The sequence below is a fragment of the Myxococcus sp. CA005 genome (assembly GCF_006518205.1).
Classification (GTDB): domain Bacteria; phylum Myxococcota; class Myxococcia; order Myxococcales; family Myxococcaceae; genus Myxococcus; species Myxococcus xanthus.
Genome location: NZ_SRLV01000008.1, coordinates 15,559 through 31,233, shown reverse-complemented (window position 1 = coordinate 31,233; position 15,675 = coordinate 15,559). Strand labels below are relative to the sequence as shown.

Annotated in this window: 11 protein-coding genes; 1 reads left to right on the top strand and 10 read right to left on the bottom strand. The window is 71.2% G+C overall.

Translation table 11 applies throughout. The features are described 5' to 3' along the window. Positions 1-1,875 (bottom strand): tetratricopeptide repeat protein, encoded by a 1,875-nt coding sequence (locus FMQ63_RS05175; RefSeq protein ID WP_011554631.1) that lies wholly within the window; start codon positions 1,873-1,875, stop codon positions 1-3. A gap of 43 nt (positions 1,876-1,918) precedes the next feature. Beyond that, positions 1,919-4,429 (bottom strand): ATP-binding protein, encoded by a 2,511-nt coding sequence (locus FMQ63_RS05170; RefSeq protein WP_011554632.1) that lies wholly within the window; start codon positions 4,427-4,429, stop codon positions 1,919-1,921. A gap of 486 nt (positions 4,430-4,915) precedes the next feature. On the opposite strand from FMQ63_RS05170, the gene FMQ63_RS05165 reads away from it, so the two are divergent. Next, positions 4,916-6,517 (top strand): hypothetical protein, encoded by a 1,602-nt coding sequence (locus FMQ63_RS05165; protein WP_011554633.1) that lies wholly within the window; start codon positions 4,916-4,918, stop codon positions 6,515-6,517. 10 nt (positions 6,518-6,527) lie between these two features. Here FMQ63_RS05165 and FMQ63_RS05160 read toward each other — a convergent pair whose 3' ends face one another. From FMQ63_RS05160 to FMQ63_RS05125, 8 genes are read right to left on the bottom strand one after another with little or no spacing between them, the layout of a single operon-like run. Beyond that, a complete protein-coding gene (locus FMQ63_RS05160) occupies positions 6,528-7,268 on the bottom strand; it encodes a TlyA family RNA methyltransferase (RefSeq protein WP_011554634.1) in 741 nt (246 codons plus the stop codon). Further along, positions 7,265-9,016 (bottom strand): 1-deoxy-D-xylulose-5-phosphate synthase, encoded by a 1,752-nt coding sequence (locus tag FMQ63_RS05155; RefSeq protein WP_011554635.1) that lies wholly within the window; start codon positions 9,014-9,016, stop codon positions 7,265-7,267. Before FMQ63_RS05155 ends, FMQ63_RS05160 begins: the two co-directional genes overlap by 4 nt. Beyond that, positions 9,016-9,909, bottom strand: a complete 894-nt coding sequence (locus FMQ63_RS05150; protein ID WP_011554636.1) for a polyprenyl synthetase family protein — start codon at positions 9,907-9,909, stop codon at positions 9,016-9,018. Before FMQ63_RS05150 ends, FMQ63_RS05155 begins: the two co-directional genes overlap by 1 nt. A gap of 17 nt (positions 9,910-9,926) precedes the next feature. Beyond that, on the bottom strand, positions 9,927-10,307 hold the full coding sequence (locus tag FMQ63_RS05145) for a PleD family two-component system response regulator (protein ID WP_026113988.1): 381 nt from the start codon (positions 10,305-10,307) through the stop codon (positions 9,927-9,929). Between the two features lie 24 nt (positions 10,308-10,331). Continuing rightward, positions 10,332-10,688, bottom strand: a complete 357-nt coding sequence (gene xseB, locus FMQ63_RS05140; protein ID WP_011554638.1) for an exodeoxyribonuclease VII small subunit — start codon at positions 10,686-10,688, stop codon at positions 10,332-10,334. Positions 10,689-10,730: 42 nt separating this feature from the next. Next, the gene (gene xseA, locus FMQ63_RS05135) at positions 10,731-12,446 is read right to left on the bottom strand and encodes an exodeoxyribonuclease VII large subunit (RefSeq protein ID WP_020477891.1); all 1,716 of its coding nucleotides are present in this window, start codon (positions 12,444-12,446) and stop codon (positions 10,731-10,733) included. After that, positions 12,443-14,188 (bottom strand): FHA domain-containing protein, encoded by a 1,746-nt coding sequence (locus tag FMQ63_RS05130; protein WP_011554640.1) that lies wholly within the window; start codon positions 14,186-14,188, stop codon positions 12,443-12,445. Before FMQ63_RS05130 ends, xseA begins: the two co-directional genes overlap by 4 nt. 27 nt (positions 14,189-14,215) lie before the next feature. Beyond that, positions 14,216-15,670: an FHA domain-containing protein gene (locus FMQ63_RS05125; protein ID WP_011554641.1), complete on the bottom strand. Its 1,455-nt coding sequence runs from the start codon at positions 15,668-15,670 to the stop codon at positions 14,216-14,218. Positions 15,671-15,675: the final 5 nt, after the last annotated feature.

Sequence of the window (15,675 nt, the reverse complement as noted above, 5' to 3'; positions counted from 1 at the left end):
TTAGCGGTCTGGCGCACGCGTGGGTAGCGCATTGAGCTTGCGCTCCAACGCGGCGCGCTGGCCGGGTGGCTCGGCGGACTCAGGATCCAGCGTCAGCACTTCCAGGGCGCGCCGCCAGACCGCCGCGGCGTCGTCCGTCCTCGCCACCCGCTGATAGGCGTCTCCCAGGTGTTCGAGGATGACGGGCTCATCCGGAGCCAGCGTGGAGGCTCGCTCCAGCGCGTCCACGGCCCGGGCGTAGTCCCCTCGCCGGAAGTACACCCAGCCCAGTGAGTCCAGGTAGGCCCCGGTGTCCGGCCGCAGCTCCAGTGCCCGCCGCACGCGCCGCTCGGCCTCGTCCAGGTTCTGCCCCGCCTGCGCCAGCAGGTAGCCCAGGAAGTTCAGCGCGGCGGCGTGGTCCGGTGACACAGCCAGCACCGCCCGCATGCGGGCCAGCGCGCCCGTCACGTCGCCCTGTCGCTCATGGGCCGCGCCCAGCACGTACAGCAGGTCTTCGTCCCGGGGAAAGCGGGCCACCGCCCCGCGAAGCAGTGTCAGTGCTTCGCGACCCCGGCCCTGTCGGTGGAGCGTGGCGGCCAGGGCGTCATACAACGCCGCGGAGGGACCGGCGGACAGGCCCTCGCGAAGGAGCAGCTCCGCGCGGTTCGGCGTGCCGCCGCGCTCCAGGGCCCGGGCGAACTGCATCCGGACTTCCACGTCCGCTGGCGACTCCTGCATCGCGGCCCGGAAGAGCGTGAGGGCCCGGGAGTGCTCGCCCAGGAGCGACAGGCTGCGGGCTCGGCGCAGGCGCGCGTCGGCGTAGACATCCGCCTCAGCGGGCACACCAGCGAAGGCCTCCGCCGCGTCGGCGAAGCGGCGCATCCGCTCATGGACGAGCCCCGCGTAGTAGGCCAGCCGAGGGTCCGCATGGTCCCCCCGGCGCGCCGCCTCCAGCACCTCCGCGGCCGCCCTGGGCTCGCGCGCGGCGAGGTAGCTGAAGGCCACCCGTACCGGCATCTCCGGCTCGGAGGAGAGGGACAACAGCCGGTCGAAGTACGCCCGCGCCCGGACGGCGGAGCCCGCCTTCAGCGCCGCGCGTCCGGCGCCCAGCAGCACCTCGCGGCTGTCCGGGTCCCGCTCCAGCGCCCGAGCCAGGGACTCCTCCGCCTGCACGGGCCGGCCGGTGTCTTCGTACAGTTGCGCCAGCGCCGTCAGCACGTCCACGTCACCCGGGGCCCGGGTGGCGGCCTCTACCAGCAGGCGCTCGGCGCGCGCCGTGTCGCCCCGCTCCGCCAGCGCCAACCCCAAGCGCTGGTACCCCGAGGCCTCCCCCGGCAGCGCCAGCGCCAGCGCGTCCACCACCTTCACCGCTTCGTCCGGGGCACCCATCTCCAGGTGGAGCTGGGTCAGGACGAGATACGCCTCCGGCTCGCGAGGCTTGAGGGTCACCGCGCGCCGCAGGTGCAGGCGGGCCCGCGCGAACCGCTTCGACTCCGTGAGAACGCGGCCCAGGAGCACGTGCGCGGGGTAGTAGGCGGGGGCGCGCAGCACGGCCCGGCGCAGCTCGCGCTCCGCGCGCGTCAAATCACCCAGACGGGCGTACTCCTCCCCCAGCCGGGTGAGCAGCAGCGGGTTCCCATCATCCGTGGCCAGGGCCAGCCGCAGCGCGTCCACCGCGCCCCGGTGGTCCCCGGCATGGTGCTTCAGCCGGGACTGGAGATAGTTCGTGTAGCTGGCGGAGGAGGCGTAGCGGCCTTCGTCCGTGGAGCCCGCGTCGATGGCCTCCCGCATGGCCTCCGGGTCCACGCGCGGCCGCCGTGACGGGGCGGCCGCGGACACACCCGGCGCCACGAGGACGGCCAACAGGGCGGACACGAGGAGGCGAGAGGGGCGCACGCGAGCATGAGTCTAGCGTGAGCCCGTCCCGCGCGCAGTCACCTCAGGTCTCTTCGGGGGCCGGCGCGCCCAGCTTCTCCAGCAGCTTCTCGACCGAGTCGCTGTCCTGGCTCACGTCCGCCACCGCCGACCGATACTCCGTGTCCGTCGCCTTCTCCACATCCGGCAACATGCGACTGATGACGGCGCGCGCCGCCTCCGCCTGGCACTCCGGCAGGACGACGGCGAACACACCTCCGCCCAGGTGGGAGATGGCATCCGGGTGGCGCACCCGCTTGCGCATGACATCGGCGATGTTGGACGGCACCGGCTCCACCGGCCGGTCGGGCCGGAGCACGGCGAGGCTGAGCGCGCGGTGGTAACGCCGGCTGCGCGCCACCTCCTGCTCCAGCCGCAGCAGCAGCCCGCGCCGGTCGTGCAGGCCCGTGGCGGGGTCGCTGCCGGTGCGCCGCTGCAAGGCGCTGCTCTTCTCCTTCTCCTGCTGCTCGCGCTCACCCTGGCGCAGCTTGAGGGCGCGCTCGGTGCGGTTGAGCAGCTCCACCGCGTTGAACGGCTTGCTCATGTAGTCCACCGCGCCCAGGTTGAGCGAGCGGACCTTCTCCGCCACACCCTGGTGGGCGGACAGCAGGATGACGGGGATGCGCGCGGTGTCCGTCGAGGACTTGAGCGCCATGGCCGCGTCCAGACCGTCCAGCTTGGGCAGGAACACGTCCATGACCACCAGGTCCGGCCGCTGGGCCTTCGCCCGGGCCAGGCCCTCCGCGCCGTCGCGCGCCACCTCCACGCGGTACTTGGAGCGCAGCACCTCCGACAGCACCGCGGCGATCTCCGGCTCGTCCTCCACCACCAGCACGCGCGGCTGCTCCTGCGGCGTGGACGCGGCGGCGGGCGGCGGGCGCGGGTTGCGCGGCGCTTCCTGCGCCAGCGGCAGCGTGAAGACGAAGATGCAACCGGTGTCCGGCGGGCTCTCCGCCCAGATTTCACCGCCGTGCAGCTCCACGAACTCCTTGCAGATGGCCAGCCCCAGGCCGGTCCCACCCTTGCCACCGTGGCGGTAGCGGTCGAAGACGAGGTGCAGCTCGTCCGGCGGGATACCCACGCCGTCGTCCTGCACGCACACCTTGGCCGCGTCCCCATCCGGGCGGCCCAAGCGCTGGGTGCTCACCACCACCTCACCGTCCTGGCGCGCGTGGTGGATGGCGTTGGTGATGAGGTTCTGCAGCACCTCGTGCAGCTTCACCTCGTCACCGATGAGCATCAGGCTGTCCGGGCAGTCGGCGCGCAGGGACACGCCCCGGTCCGCGGCGAGAATCTCCAGTTCGTTGACGGCGTCGCGGCATAGCTGCGCCACGTCCAGGACGCGAGGCTCGATGGACAGCCGCGCCGCCTCGCCCTTGCCCTTCTCCAGCAGCGACTCCACCAGGCCGAGAATCTTCTTTCCCTGGCGAATCATCGCCTCGGAGGACTGCCGCTGCTGCGGCTCCAGCGGCCCCTCCTGCAACAGCCGGCCGTGCCCCAGGAGCACCTGAAGCGGCGCGCGCAGGTCGTGGCTGCACACCGCGATGATTTCGTCCTTGAGCCGGTTGAGCTCCTTCAGCCGGCGGTTGGCCTCGTTCAGTTCCTGGTAGCGCTGGACGTAGGCCTCCTCCAGGTCCTCGCGCTTCTTCTTCACCGCGGTGTGCAGGCGCGCGTTGCGGATGGAGTTGGCCAGCACGCCGGCCACTGCCTGGGCGAACTCCTGCTCGTCCCGGCCGAACGACGCGTCAGCGCGCGAGACCCGTAGGAACAGCGCCCCCAGCAGGTCGCCCTGACAGATGAGGGGCTGCACCAGGATGGACTTCACGCCCAGCGGCAGGATGTTGGTGCGGACCTCCGCCATCAGCGGGTCGCGCTGCGCCTCCTCGATGACCACCGATTCCCGCGTCTCCAGCGCGCGGCGCAGCTCCGGGTAGCGCATCACCTCGATGTCCAACTGGACGAGGCTCGGGTCCTCCTGCGTGGCCACCACCTTCGCGGTGCGGGCATGGCTGCCCTCCACCAGCACCACGGAGCAACGGTCCGTCCCGGTGACACGGCCGACCTTGTCCACGGCGATGCGGAGTATCTCCTCCAGCTCGAGCGAACTGGTGGCCGCCTGGGTGATTTCCAGCAGCATCCCCATCCGCAGGCGGATCCGCTCTTCCCGGTCACGCAGCCGGCCTGCGCGCAAGGCGGCCTCCAGACGGGGCACCACCTCGTCGGCGCTGCGGATCCAATCGTCCACCGCCAGCCGCTTGAAAGCTTCCGCCGAGCGCGCGCGGCCCAGGTCCACCAGCACCGGCAGGCGCTGGAGCCGGTCCACCTTGCGCAGCGACTCCAGCATCTCCGCGGCCCGCTTCGCCGTCACCGCCAGCAGGACGACCTCTGGCTGCAACGTGTCCGCGACCTGGGCCAGACCGCTCTCCTTCTCCGCCGACGCACACTGGTAGCCGCTCGACGTGAGCCGCTCCATGAGCGCATCGCCCGCCTCCTTGGCGGCCACCACCAGCACGCGCCCCCGCTGATCAGCCTGCATCTCGACTCTCACGGTGAACCCCAGACCCGGCGGCATGGCGCCGGGTAGAGAGGCTGCAAAAACCCGCTGCGTGCGAAAGAGTTCATGGTTCGGATCCCGATCATGCCGCTGAACACGCCCTGGAGCCAGAACGGCGGGCATGGGTGGGAGGATGTGGCCACGTCGGTCCCCGCCGCCCCCAAGCCCTCCGGGAGCCGAGCGTACACGATGGACGTCACTTCCCAATCACCCGCGGACCGCGCACGGCCGCCCGCCCTGCCTACCGCCCATCAGGCGCCAGTGGGGCTGCACATGCAACTTCCTGGCGCATCCCTGGCGCTGTGACGCCGCCCACCGCACAAGGTCCCAACGGCGCGGGCGGAACTACCACAGCCCGCGGACATTGGGGGACGTTCCGCACCCAGGGGGGAGAGAGAATCGGTTCGGGCCTCTCCGGCAAACGGGCCTGGATGCCTGGGACGCCGCGTACCGGCTAGAGTCGGCGCCATGGCCCACCCCTCCCTGACGCGGCGCGCGCGGCGCTCCGCACTCATCGTCGCCGGCAGCCTGGCCGCCGCCTGTGGCGGCAGTGAACCGCCCCCTCCCACGCCGGATCCCCCCCAGGTCGCCCTGACGGTGCCCGCGAGCATCATCTCCGACGACAAGCTCCAGGTCATCGTCACGGTGTCCGGCTGCGAGGGCGGCTCGACGCTCAACGTCAATGACCGGGAGACCCTGCTCCGGACCTTCCCGCACAGCGGCGGCACCATGACGCTGACGCTGGAGCGCAACGACATTCCCTACGCCACAGCGGGCCTGGCCGCGAACCTGTCGTTGAACGCGGTGGCCACGTGCTCTGACGGGCGTACGAATCGCTCGCAGCCCGCCCCTGTCTCCTACTTCCCGGTGCAGCGCCGCATCGTGGAGCCGCAGAACGCCGGACAGGTCGTCACCGACCACTTCGTCATCGACGGCACCAGCGCCAACCCGACCTTCTTGGGCTGCGGCGTCCCGCCGACGGAGATTTCCACGCTGTACCGCGTGAACCTCAGCGGCAAGGTGACGGGCACTGTCGGAATGCCCATCGCCTGCACCCCCGAGACGGTCATCACCGAGCGCAACCCCATCAGCGGCAAGCGCTGGGTGTGGACCCCGAACGTGGGCGCCTTCGCCGTGGACGCCGACCTGCGCATCACCGCGCGCACGACGACGGACATCGGCCCCACGCAACTCACTGTGCTGCCGGGCGGTGACGCCATCATCGTCAACCGCATCGACGAGGTGCGCCGGCTCTCCCACAACCCCGACGGCACGTCGGAGAGCGTGGCCGAGGTCAAGTGGCTCTACGCGCCCACGACGCTGGAGAGCGTCATCGCTCCGCCCCTGGTTCGCGCGGACGGGTTGATTCTCATCGCCTCACTGGGCACGGGCCCGGATGCTTCGCGCACGGACGTCACCGTCACCGAACTGTACGCGGGCGAGACGGGTGAGCAGGGCGCCGGCGGAACGGCCCGGGCCGCATACAAGCTACGGACCTTCGCGCGCAACGAGCGCCTCCCCCTGGGCGCCTTCAACGACACGGGCAACACGCTCTTCCTGGGCCTCCAGCTCGGCTCGGAGCAGTCGCAGGTCATCGCGTGCGCCGCGAACCAGGACGAGTGCGAGGGCGCTCGGCTCCAGTGGACCAGCCCCGCGCTCCCGGTGCCGCTGGCGCACATCCTCTATCACCCGGGCGCCTCGCGCCTCGTCGCGGTGGGCCAGCAGCGCGTGTGGTTCCTCGACGCGTCGGGGCAGATTCGCAACCGGGACAACCGCTCCATCGACGCGAATGGCGCGCTGAACGTGCTCCAGGTGCTGCGCCGGCCGAACTCGCCGGAGCTCTTCCTGCTCAACGCGCCGGCCCGCGGACTGGATGGCGCGCCGACGCTGCCCAACGAAATCGTCGCCGTGGACCAGACGTCCGGCGGCGAGGCCCGCGAGCTGTTCCGCCACCAGGTGGTCGGCAGCCTGGGCGGTGCAATCGACCCGGAAGGCCGGCTGTGGGTCCGCACTGGCTTCGACGTGGTGCAGACGCTGCCTCTGTCCGACTACCGCCGCTACCGGCCGTAGCGCGCGCGACTCAGGGCCTGCTGGCGACGAGGAGTGCCTCCACGTTGCCAGCGGGCCCGGGCACCGTGGAGTCCATCAACCCGAGTACCTCCAGGCCCTGCTCGCGGACGAACGCCGTCACCGTGTCGATGGCGTCCTGCCTGGCAGCGACATCCCGCACCACGCCGCCCTTCCCTACCCGGTCCGGCCCCACCTCGAACTGGGGCTTCACCAGCGCGACCAAGAGCCCGCCCGGCGCCAGGTACGTCAGCACCGACGGCAGCACCTGCGTGAGGGAGATGAAGCTCACGTCGATGACGACCACGCCGACTGTCTCCGGCAGGTCTTCTTCCGTGAGGTAGCGCGCATTGACGCGCTCGCGCGAGCGCACCCGCGGGTCCGTGCGCAGCTTCTCGTGGAGCTGCCCGTAGCCCACGTCAATCGCGTGGACGCGCGTGGCGCCGTGCTGGAGCAGGCAATCCGTGAAGCCGCCGGTGCTCGCGCCGATGTCCGCGGCCACCTTGCCTCGAACGTCGAGCCCGAAGCGGTCGATGGCGCCCTTCAGTTTCAGGCCGCCGCGCGACACGTAGGGAAGCACCTCGCCCTTCAGGCGCAGCTCCGCCTCCTGCGGAATCAGCGTTCCGGGCTTGTCCACGCGCTGGTCGCCCACCACCACCTGGCCGGCCAGGATGAGCGCCTGGGCCTTGGTGCGCGACTCGGCCAGTCCGCGCTCCACCACCAGCACGTCCAACCGCTCCTTGCGAGGCTTCACCGTCCGCCCCCTGCCAGCAGCGCGAGGCCCGCGCGCCGCAGACCCTCCGCGTCCAGCCCCTGCTCCGCGCGCTGGACCCGCGCGTCCCCATGGGGAACGAACGCATCGGGCATGCCCATCAACCGGACGCGGGCCATCAGCCCGTGCGCCGCGAAGAGCTCCAGCACCGCGCTGCCCAACCCGCCGCGCGTAGTGCCCTCCTCGGCCACCACGACATGACCGGACCGGCCGGCCTCCAGCAAGGCGGCCTCATCCAGAGGCGAAGCGCAGCGCGCATCCAGCACGCTCCAGCCGGGCTCGCCCCGCGCGGCCTCCAGCGCGGCGATGCCCAAAGGCCCCAACGTCACCAGCGTCAGCCGGGGCTGCTCCGCGCGAAGCAGCCAGCGAGCCCCCCGCAGCGGTGCCTCGCCCGCGCCCAGTCCTTCGGGCAGGGGCGGCAGCGTGCCGCGTGGGAAGCGGATGACGGAGGCGTGCGGCGCCGCCAGGGCAGTGTCCAGCATAGGCGCCAGGTCCTCCCCCACCATGGGCGACCACAGGTGCAGGTCCGGCAGCGGGCGCAGGGACGCCACGTCGTAGGTGCCCTGGTGCGTCGCACCATCCGCGCCCACCAGCCCCGCGCGGTCCACGGCGAAGACGACGGGCAGGCCCGGCAGGCACACGTCGTGGATGATCTGGTCGTACGCGCGCTGGAGGAAGGTCGAATAGATGCAGCACACCGGCCGCGCGCCGGCCGAGGCCAGCCCCGCGCTGAAGGTGACGGCGTGCTGTTCCGCGATGCCCACGTCGTGCACCCGGTCCGGGAAGCGCGCCTTGAGCGCGTTGAGCGCCGAGCCCTCCAACATCGCGGGCGTCACCGCCACCACTCGTGGGTCCCGGGCCATCGCGTCCTCGAGCACCGCCGCGAAGGCTTCGCTGAAGGTCCGCTGGCCACCGCGCGAGCGCACCAGCTTGCCGTCCCGCCACTCATACGGGCCCATGGCATGTCCACGCGTCTGCGTGTCGGCCTCCGCTGGCGGGAAGCCCTTCCCCTTCAGCGTCAGCGCGTGCACCACCACCGGCCGCGACGAGGCACGGGCCTCCCGCAGCGCGCGAATCAGCGCAGGCAGGTCGTGCCCATCCACCGGGCCCAGGTAGGTGAAGCCCAGGCCTTCGAAGAAGTCGCGCGCCTCGCGGGTGCGCAGCAGCGCGGGGATGGCCCCCACGTTGGCGCTGATGGACATCTGGTTGTCGTTGAGGACGACGACCAACGGCAGGGAGCTCCCCCCCGCGTTGTTGAGCCCTTCAAATGTAAGGCCCCCCGTGAGGCCGCCGTCGCCCAACACCGCCACCACGTGGCCCCGGTGCCCCTGCTGCCGCCGGCCCTCCAGCACGCCCAGCGCCGCGGACACCGCCGTGCATGAATGCCCAGCCAGCAGCGCGTCGTGAGGACTCTCCCGCGGGTCCAGGAACGGCGCGATGCCGCCCGCGTGCCGCAGCGTGTGCATGCGGTCACGCCGGCCCGTGAGGAGCTTGTGCGCGTACGTCTGGTGCCCCACGTCGAACAGCAGCGCGTCTTGCGGCGAATGGAACACGCGGTGCAGCGCGACGATGAGCTCCACCGCGCCCAGGGAGGCCCCCAGGTGGCCCCCCACGCGGCCGCAGATGGAGATGATGTCCTCGCGCAGTTCCTGGCACAGGAGCGGCAGTGCCTCCTCGGGAAGTGCGCGGACGTCCGAGGGCGAGCCGATGCGTGACAGCAACTCCGACATTAGGACTTCCGCTCCACCGTGTAGCGCGCCAACGCCGCCAGCGGCCCGTCCTCGCCTTCCAGAGGGCGTACGGCCGCGATGGCCTCGGCCACCTTCTGGTCCGCCAGCGTCCGCGACGCCTCCAGGCCCACCACCGCCGGGAAGGTGAAGCGCCCGGCCGCGGCGTCCGCGCCCGCGGGCTTGCCCAGCTCCGCCGCCGTGGCCGTCACGTCCAGCACGTCATCGGCAATCTGGAAGGCCAGCCCCACCGCGTCACCGTAGGTGTCCGCGCGCGCCAATGCGTCCGCGTCTCCACCGCTGGCCAGCACGCCCATGCGGCACGCGGCCCGGATGAGGGCGCCCGTCTTCATGCGGTGCATCCGGATGAGGTAGTCCAGCGCGGACGGCCGGTCCTCGGCGGTGTCCAGCACCTGCCCGCCCACCATGCCCGCCGCGCCCGAGGCCACCGCCAGCTCCCGGCACAGCGCGGCGCGCATGCTCTCCGGCCCACTGGCCACCAGCGTGAAGGCCTCCGTCAACAGCGCGTCACCCGCCAGGATGGCCATGGCCTCGCCGTACACCTTGTGGTTGGTGAGCCGGCCCCGGCGGTAGTCGTCGTTGTCCATCGCCGGCAGGTCGTCATGCACCAGCGAGTACGTGTGCACGTACTCCAGCGCGCACGCCGCGTCGCCCGCCACCGCCGATACGGCGCTTCCGCGCGCCACGAGGTCCGCGAAGGCCAGGCAGAGCACCGGGCGCAGGCGCTTGCCGCCGGCCAGCAGGGAGTAGCGCATGGCCTCCGCGAGCTGCGGCGGCGTCCCGGAAGGCCCGAGCCGCGCCACGCGCTCGTTCAGCAGGGCCTCGACGCGCGCCTGCTGAGCGGCCAGGAAGGAGTTCAGTTGAAACGTTGCCACGAGCGTCCGTGCTCCTCTTATGGAATCTGCGCGGGCACAAGCTCGCGAATGCGGCTGACGAGCTTGTCCATGTCCAGCGGCTTGACGAAGTAGTCCGCGGCGCCCACCGCCATGCCGTGCCGCTTGTCCTCGGGCTCCCCGCGGCCACTGATGAAGATGACGGGAATGTCCCGGAACTGCTCGTTCTTCTTCACCGCCCGGCACAGCTCGAAGCCATCAATCCAGGACATGTTCACGTCCAGGAGGATGGCATGCGGCCGGTGCAGTTGGAGCGACGCGATGAGCCGCAGGCCGTTGGCCGCCATGGTGACGGCGAAGCCTTCGTACTCCAGGGCCGCCGCCAGCAGCTCCCGCGTGTCGCGGTCATCATCGACAATGGTGATTTTCAGCTTCGACATGCCGGAATGGACGCGCCCGAGCACCTAGAACGGGACGTCATCCTCCGGGGGCGGGCGAGGAGTAGGGGCCCGAGGGGCCGCGGGCGCGGGCGCCGCCGGACGCGCGGCGACCGACAGGGGCGCCACCACGTCGTTTCCGTCCTCGTCCAGCAGGAGCTGTTCGATGCGCTGCTCCGCCTCGGTGAGCAGCTTCTCGCCCCGGCGCACCAGCCGGATGCCTTCCTCGAAGGCCTTGAGCGAGTCCTCCAGAGAGAGATTGCCGCTCTCCAGCCGGCCCACCGTCTCCTCGAGCCGGGAGACCACGTCCCCGTACTGCTCGGGGACCTCGGCCTCCGCTACCTTGTCCGCCTTGGGCGCCTTGTCCGACTTCGCCACTTCCATCCACCTCCCCGCATGGGGCGCGGGACTCTAGAGGGTGGCCCGTCAGCAGTCCACCGGCCCTTTCACCGCCGTGACGGTGGCTTCGATTTCTTCACATCCCCCGAGCGACTTCGCCCCGTTCGACGCGAGCTTCAGCCCCAGGCGCTCTCCCACCTGGACATCCGCGCCAGTGCGGACCACCGCGCCATCGCGCTGTCGGAACACCACCGAATAACCGCGGGACATCACCTTCAACGGACTCATGGCATCCAGACGTCCCTCCAGACGCTGGAAACGCTTCTGTGCATCCGCCAGGGCCCCTTGCTGGAGCGCCAGCAGCCGCGCCCGGTGCGCGGCCAGCCGGGCGCGCTCACGGGACACCTGGGCCGCCGGTGACGCCCTCTCGAGCCCCAGCCGTGCCGTCGCCAGCGCCCCGTGCCGCGTCGCCACACCTGCGCGCACCGCCTCCGACAGCCGCATGGCCAGCTTCAACAGGTGCGCCCGCTGCTCCCCCAGCCGTGCCTGGGGACGCGCCCGCTGCAGCCTTTCGGTCAGCGACCGCAGCTCCTCGCGGTGCCCCCGCACGGCTGGCCGCAGCACGCGCATCATCGACTCCACCTGCTCGGACAGGTGCAGCCGCTGGTGGTTGATGGCCCGCCGAGGGTCCTCCAGCCGCGACGCGAGCTGCCCTTGCTCCTCGCGCAGCTCCAACACCCGGCGCTCCATGGCACGCCGCAGACGGCCCGCCTGCGTGGCCAGCGTCAGCTCCAGGTCGGCCAGCACCGGCGCCAGGCGCTCCGCCGCGGCGCTGGGCGTGGGCGCGCGCAGGTCCGCCACGAAGTCGGAGATGGTGAAGTCGATTTCGTGGCCAATGGCGGACACCACCGGCACCGGCGAGGCGAAGATGGCGCGCGCCACCCGCTCCTCGTTGAAGGTCCAGAGGTCCTCCACCGAGCCACCACCGCGCGTCACCACGATGACGTCCACGTCCGTGCGAGCCAGCCGCTCGATGGCGCGAGCCACCTCCACGGCGGAGCCTTCGCCCTGCACGCGCGCATCCGCCACCAGGACGCTCTGCCGCGGGTTGCGCGAATGCAGCACGCGCAGGAAGTCCTGGAGCGCCGCGCCGGTCCGGCTCGTCACCACGCCAATCCGCCGAGGCAGGTAGGGCAACGGCCTGGGGGGCCGCACACGCCCGGGACCAATGAGTCCCTCCTGGGCCAGCCGCTCCTTGAGCTGCTCGAAGGCCAGCGCCAGCGCGCCCTCGCCCACCGGCTCCAGCCGCTGAACGATGAGGCTGTAGCGGCCCTGCGGCTCGTACAGGTCCACGCTGCCTTCGGCAATCACCTCCATGCCGTCGCGCAGCGCGAAGCGCAAGCGGGCCGCCATGGAGGCCCACACCTTCGTGTCGATGGCCGCGCCCGCGTCCTTCAGCGAGAAGTACCAGTGGCCGCGCGCGTTGGGCCCGCGGAAGCCCGTCACCTCGCCGCGCACGATGACGCGAGCGAAGCGCGACTCCAGCGTCTGCTTGAGCTGGCGGGTCAGCTCCCCCACCGACAGCACCACGCGCTCGGGCTTGGGCGGCGGAGGCGGCGCGCCCTCCATCGGACCCAGCAGCGAGGTGCCGTCCTCGTCCACCGGAGGCGGAGGAGGCTTCGGCGGCGCCGCGGCCTTCCGCGCCGCGCCAGTTGCACGAGGCGTGGAGGCGCCACTGCCAAACAGGTCACCCTGCAGGCCCACTGGCGGCAGCGTGCCGCCTCCCACCTTGCGCCGGGTCATCGGGACAGCTTCTCGACCCAGGTCTTCGCCTTCTCGTGGTACTCGTCATCCGGCGGCGTCATGGCCACCACGTCCTTGAACTTGGGCAGGGCCTCCTCGGGGCTCCCGTCCTTCAAGGAGTAGGCCTGGAGGTAGACGTCCTTCGCCTTCGCCTTCAGCTCACTGATGATGTTGGTGGCGCCCGCGTGCCCGGGGTCCGCCTGCAGCGCCTTGCGCGAGTAGTCCATGGCGCGGCTCCACTGCCCCGCCGCCTTCGCCGCGGTGGCGCCCTTGTAGAAGATGGTGGCCGCCCGCGTCCCCGCGTTGCGCGCCATCTTGCTAGGGCGGCCGCCGGTGATGTCCTTGTCCAGCGACATCAGCTTCGACAGGCCCCGGGCGTCCAGGTCCTCCAGCCGCTTGTAGAGGTTGCCGAACTCCGTCACCTGCCCGAGCACCTTCTTGCACTGCGGCGTGCGCGCCATGCACGCGTTGAGGATGGCCACCGCTCCGGACATGTCTCCGTCGCGGAAGCGGTCAACCGCGGGCTCCCACGGCTTGGGGGCCGGCCCCTGGACCACGGGCCTGGGCGTGTCCCGGACGATGATGGCCTGCGCCGCCTGCTCGTTGATGAGCTTGGCGTCGCGATGCTCCGGGAAGGCCACCAGGATGTCTTCGGTGATGGCCTTGGCCATGTCGAGCTGATTCTCATCCAGCAGCTTGCGCGCCTCGCGCGTGCGCGTGTCCGCGGCCTCCGACAGCGCGCGCTTCGTCGAGTTCACCTGCTCGTAGAGAAACTGGCTCTCTCCCGCGCTGGCCAGCAGCGTACCGGCCTTGCCCAGCTCCTTCTTCGCCAGGGCCTCCTTGGCCGCCGTCAGCTTCTCCTGGACGGGAATCTCGCGCGCGGCGTGCCCGAGGTAGTCCGCCACACCCGGGTAGCCCGGGGCCTCGGTCTGGAGCTCCTCCAGCTTCGCCTTCGCTTCGACCCACTTGCCCTCGCGAACCAGGTTCTTGGCGTCCTGGAACAGGCTGCCCAGCCGCTCCCGGTGGCTCTTGCCCTGACGGGCTTCTTCCGCGGCGACCGCCTGCTGCTTCTGGACGTTCATCCGCACCACGCCTAAGCCCGCGAACAGCACCACCACCGCGCCCGCCACCCCCAGCGTGATGAGCTTCTTCTTCTTCAGCTCCTCGGGGGTAGGCGCCGTGGCCGCCGTCGCGCGCGCACTGCGCACGCGACCCCCTTCGACGCGAGGCCCCGGACGGGGCGGCACCGCGCCGCGGCTACCAGAGGCCCCCGGCCGAGGACGCGGCCCGGGGGCCGGCGCGCCGACCATCATCGTGGAGTTGGCCACGTCCTCGAAGCGCAGCTCCGTGTCGCCCAACGTGATGACGTCACCGTTGGCCAGCGGCGTCTCCTCGTTGACGACGTCGCCGTTGATGAGCGTTCCGTTGCCGGAGCCCAGGTCGCTCACCGCCCAGCCCGCTCCCGACTTCCGCACCATGACGTGCTTGCGGGACACGGAGGTGTCCGGGATGCAGATGGCGTTATCGGTCGCTCGACCGATGACGTACTCCTCCTCGGACAGGGCAAACTCCTCACCGTCCTTGGGGCCAGCGATGCAAATGAGCCGGGCGGCGGCGACGGGGGCAGGCGCGGGCCGGGCGGACGTCCTGCGCACGGCGGGACGGGACCCGGTCCCACCCGAGGGCGCCCCAGAAGGGGGCCGGCGGCGTGCCGGAGGGGAACCGTTGGACATGCGAATCACCGACTTCCTGTCGAAGTGAGCACGCGCCTACAGCTCGTGCTCGTAAGCCAACTGCAAACCTAGATTGTGGCAGCGATGCTCGGCCGTAGGGAAGCGTCGACCCATTTCCTGCAACGCGGCCCGAGCCGTCCGCGCATTCCGGTACTGTACGCTGCGTTGGAAATCGAGCATCAGCTGGCTGCACTTGTGGTCCAGCTCGGTTGCTACCTCGCCGAGTTGGAAACGCACGTCCTGATAGATGTCAGGCTTGGTGTCCAGCGCCTCCAGCGTCACCCAAGCGAAGCGGTACTGCTGCCACGCCTTGAAGAGGTTCTCCGCGCCGACGTCGCGCGACTCATAGAACCGGGCGCCCGCGACCACGTACTGACGCGCCTTCGCGAGGAGCTCGTCTTGCGGCAACTCCGGCACCGGGATGATTTCCAGGCGCAGGTTCCACACACGCCAGGTGTCCTGCCCCGGCGGGTTGCGGACGTTGTCGAAGACGATGGAGTTGAGCTCACCCCGCTTCAGCGCGGAGGGCGGGAGAATCTGCTCCAGCCCGCGCTCCGTCACCGCGTTCACGTCCGGCGGCACCCAGCCCACGTCCACGCCGTTGACGACCAGCGCCACCTCCTCCTTGGAGATGCCACTGGCCATGTAGTGGACCACGGCCACCGCCCGCGTCGGCGTGACGAACTGGAAGGCGAACGACTTGTGCTCCGGGTTCTCCCACGTCACGCCCTCGCCCACTCCGAACGAGTCTGAAATCACCTCGAAGCCCAGGTCCTCCGGCTCCACGCCGGACGCCCGGCCTTCGCCCTTGGGCATGAAGAAGACGGCCAGCACGCCCACCAGCGCCAGCACCAGGCCGCCTCCGACCGCGCCCACGCCCAGACGCGCCGGCGTCGATAGCTGCCCCCACCACAGGAGCAACCTGCCCGCCTGACTGCCCGCGAGCTCCCGGCGACGGCGCGCGCGCTCCGCCGCCGTCTGCCCCGCGCCAGGTTCGGCCTTCGCCACGGCGGCGGTGCCCGGACGCACCGGCACCACCGCGGGCTGCTGCGCGGTGGGATGGCCCTCCGGCAGCACGATGCCGCTCTCGGCGGGAATGGGGTCGTTGAGGCGGATGGGACGGGTGGCGTCCGGGTCCAGCGCTGGGACCGGGTCGCCCCGGCGGATGGGCCGCGTGGCGTCCTCGTCCCCCTCCGGCGGCACCCAGACGAAGGTGAACTCGACGGGGCCCACGCCAATCTTGTCCCCATCCCGAAGCTGCTGCTCACCCGACAACAGCCCCCCGTTGAGCACGGTGCCATTCGAGCTGCCCATGTCCGCGACGAAGTACTTGTCGCCGCGGAGCACGATGCGCGCGTGCCTGCGCGACACGCCGTGGTCGTGCAGCACCAGGTCGTTCTCCGAGGTGCGGCCGATGTTGACCTCGGCCGCCTCGAAGGTGAGCTCCCGTCCCTGCTGGAGCCCCTGCGTGATGGTCAGGAGGATGGGCACGGGGC

Excerpts from the sequence above, each read along its gene's own strand:
- FMQ63_RS05170 (WP_011554632.1), bottom strand. The coding sequence starts at position 4,429 with ATGCAGGCTGATCAGCGGGGGCGCGTGCTGGTGGTGGCCGCCAAGGAG.
- FMQ63_RS05165 (WP_011554633.1), top strand. The coding sequence starts at position 4,916 with ATGGCCCACCCCTCCCTGACGCGGCGCGCGCGGCGCTCCGCACTCATC.
- FMQ63_RS05155 (WP_011554635.1), bottom strand. The coding sequence starts at position 9,016 with ATGTCGGAGTTGCTGTCACGCATCGGCTCGCCCTCGGACGTCCGCGCA.
- FMQ63_RS05145 (WP_026113988.1), bottom strand. The coding sequence starts at position 10,307 with ATGTCGAAGCTGAAAATCACCATTGTCGATGATGACCGCGACACGCGG.
- xseB (WP_011554638.1), bottom strand. The coding sequence starts at position 10,688 with ATGGAAGTGGCGAAGTCGGACAAGGCGCCCAAGGCGGACAAGGTAGCG.
- xseA (WP_020477891.1), bottom strand. The coding sequence starts at position 12,446 with ATGACCCGGCGCAAGGTGGGAGGCGGCACGCTGCCGCCAGTGGGCCTG.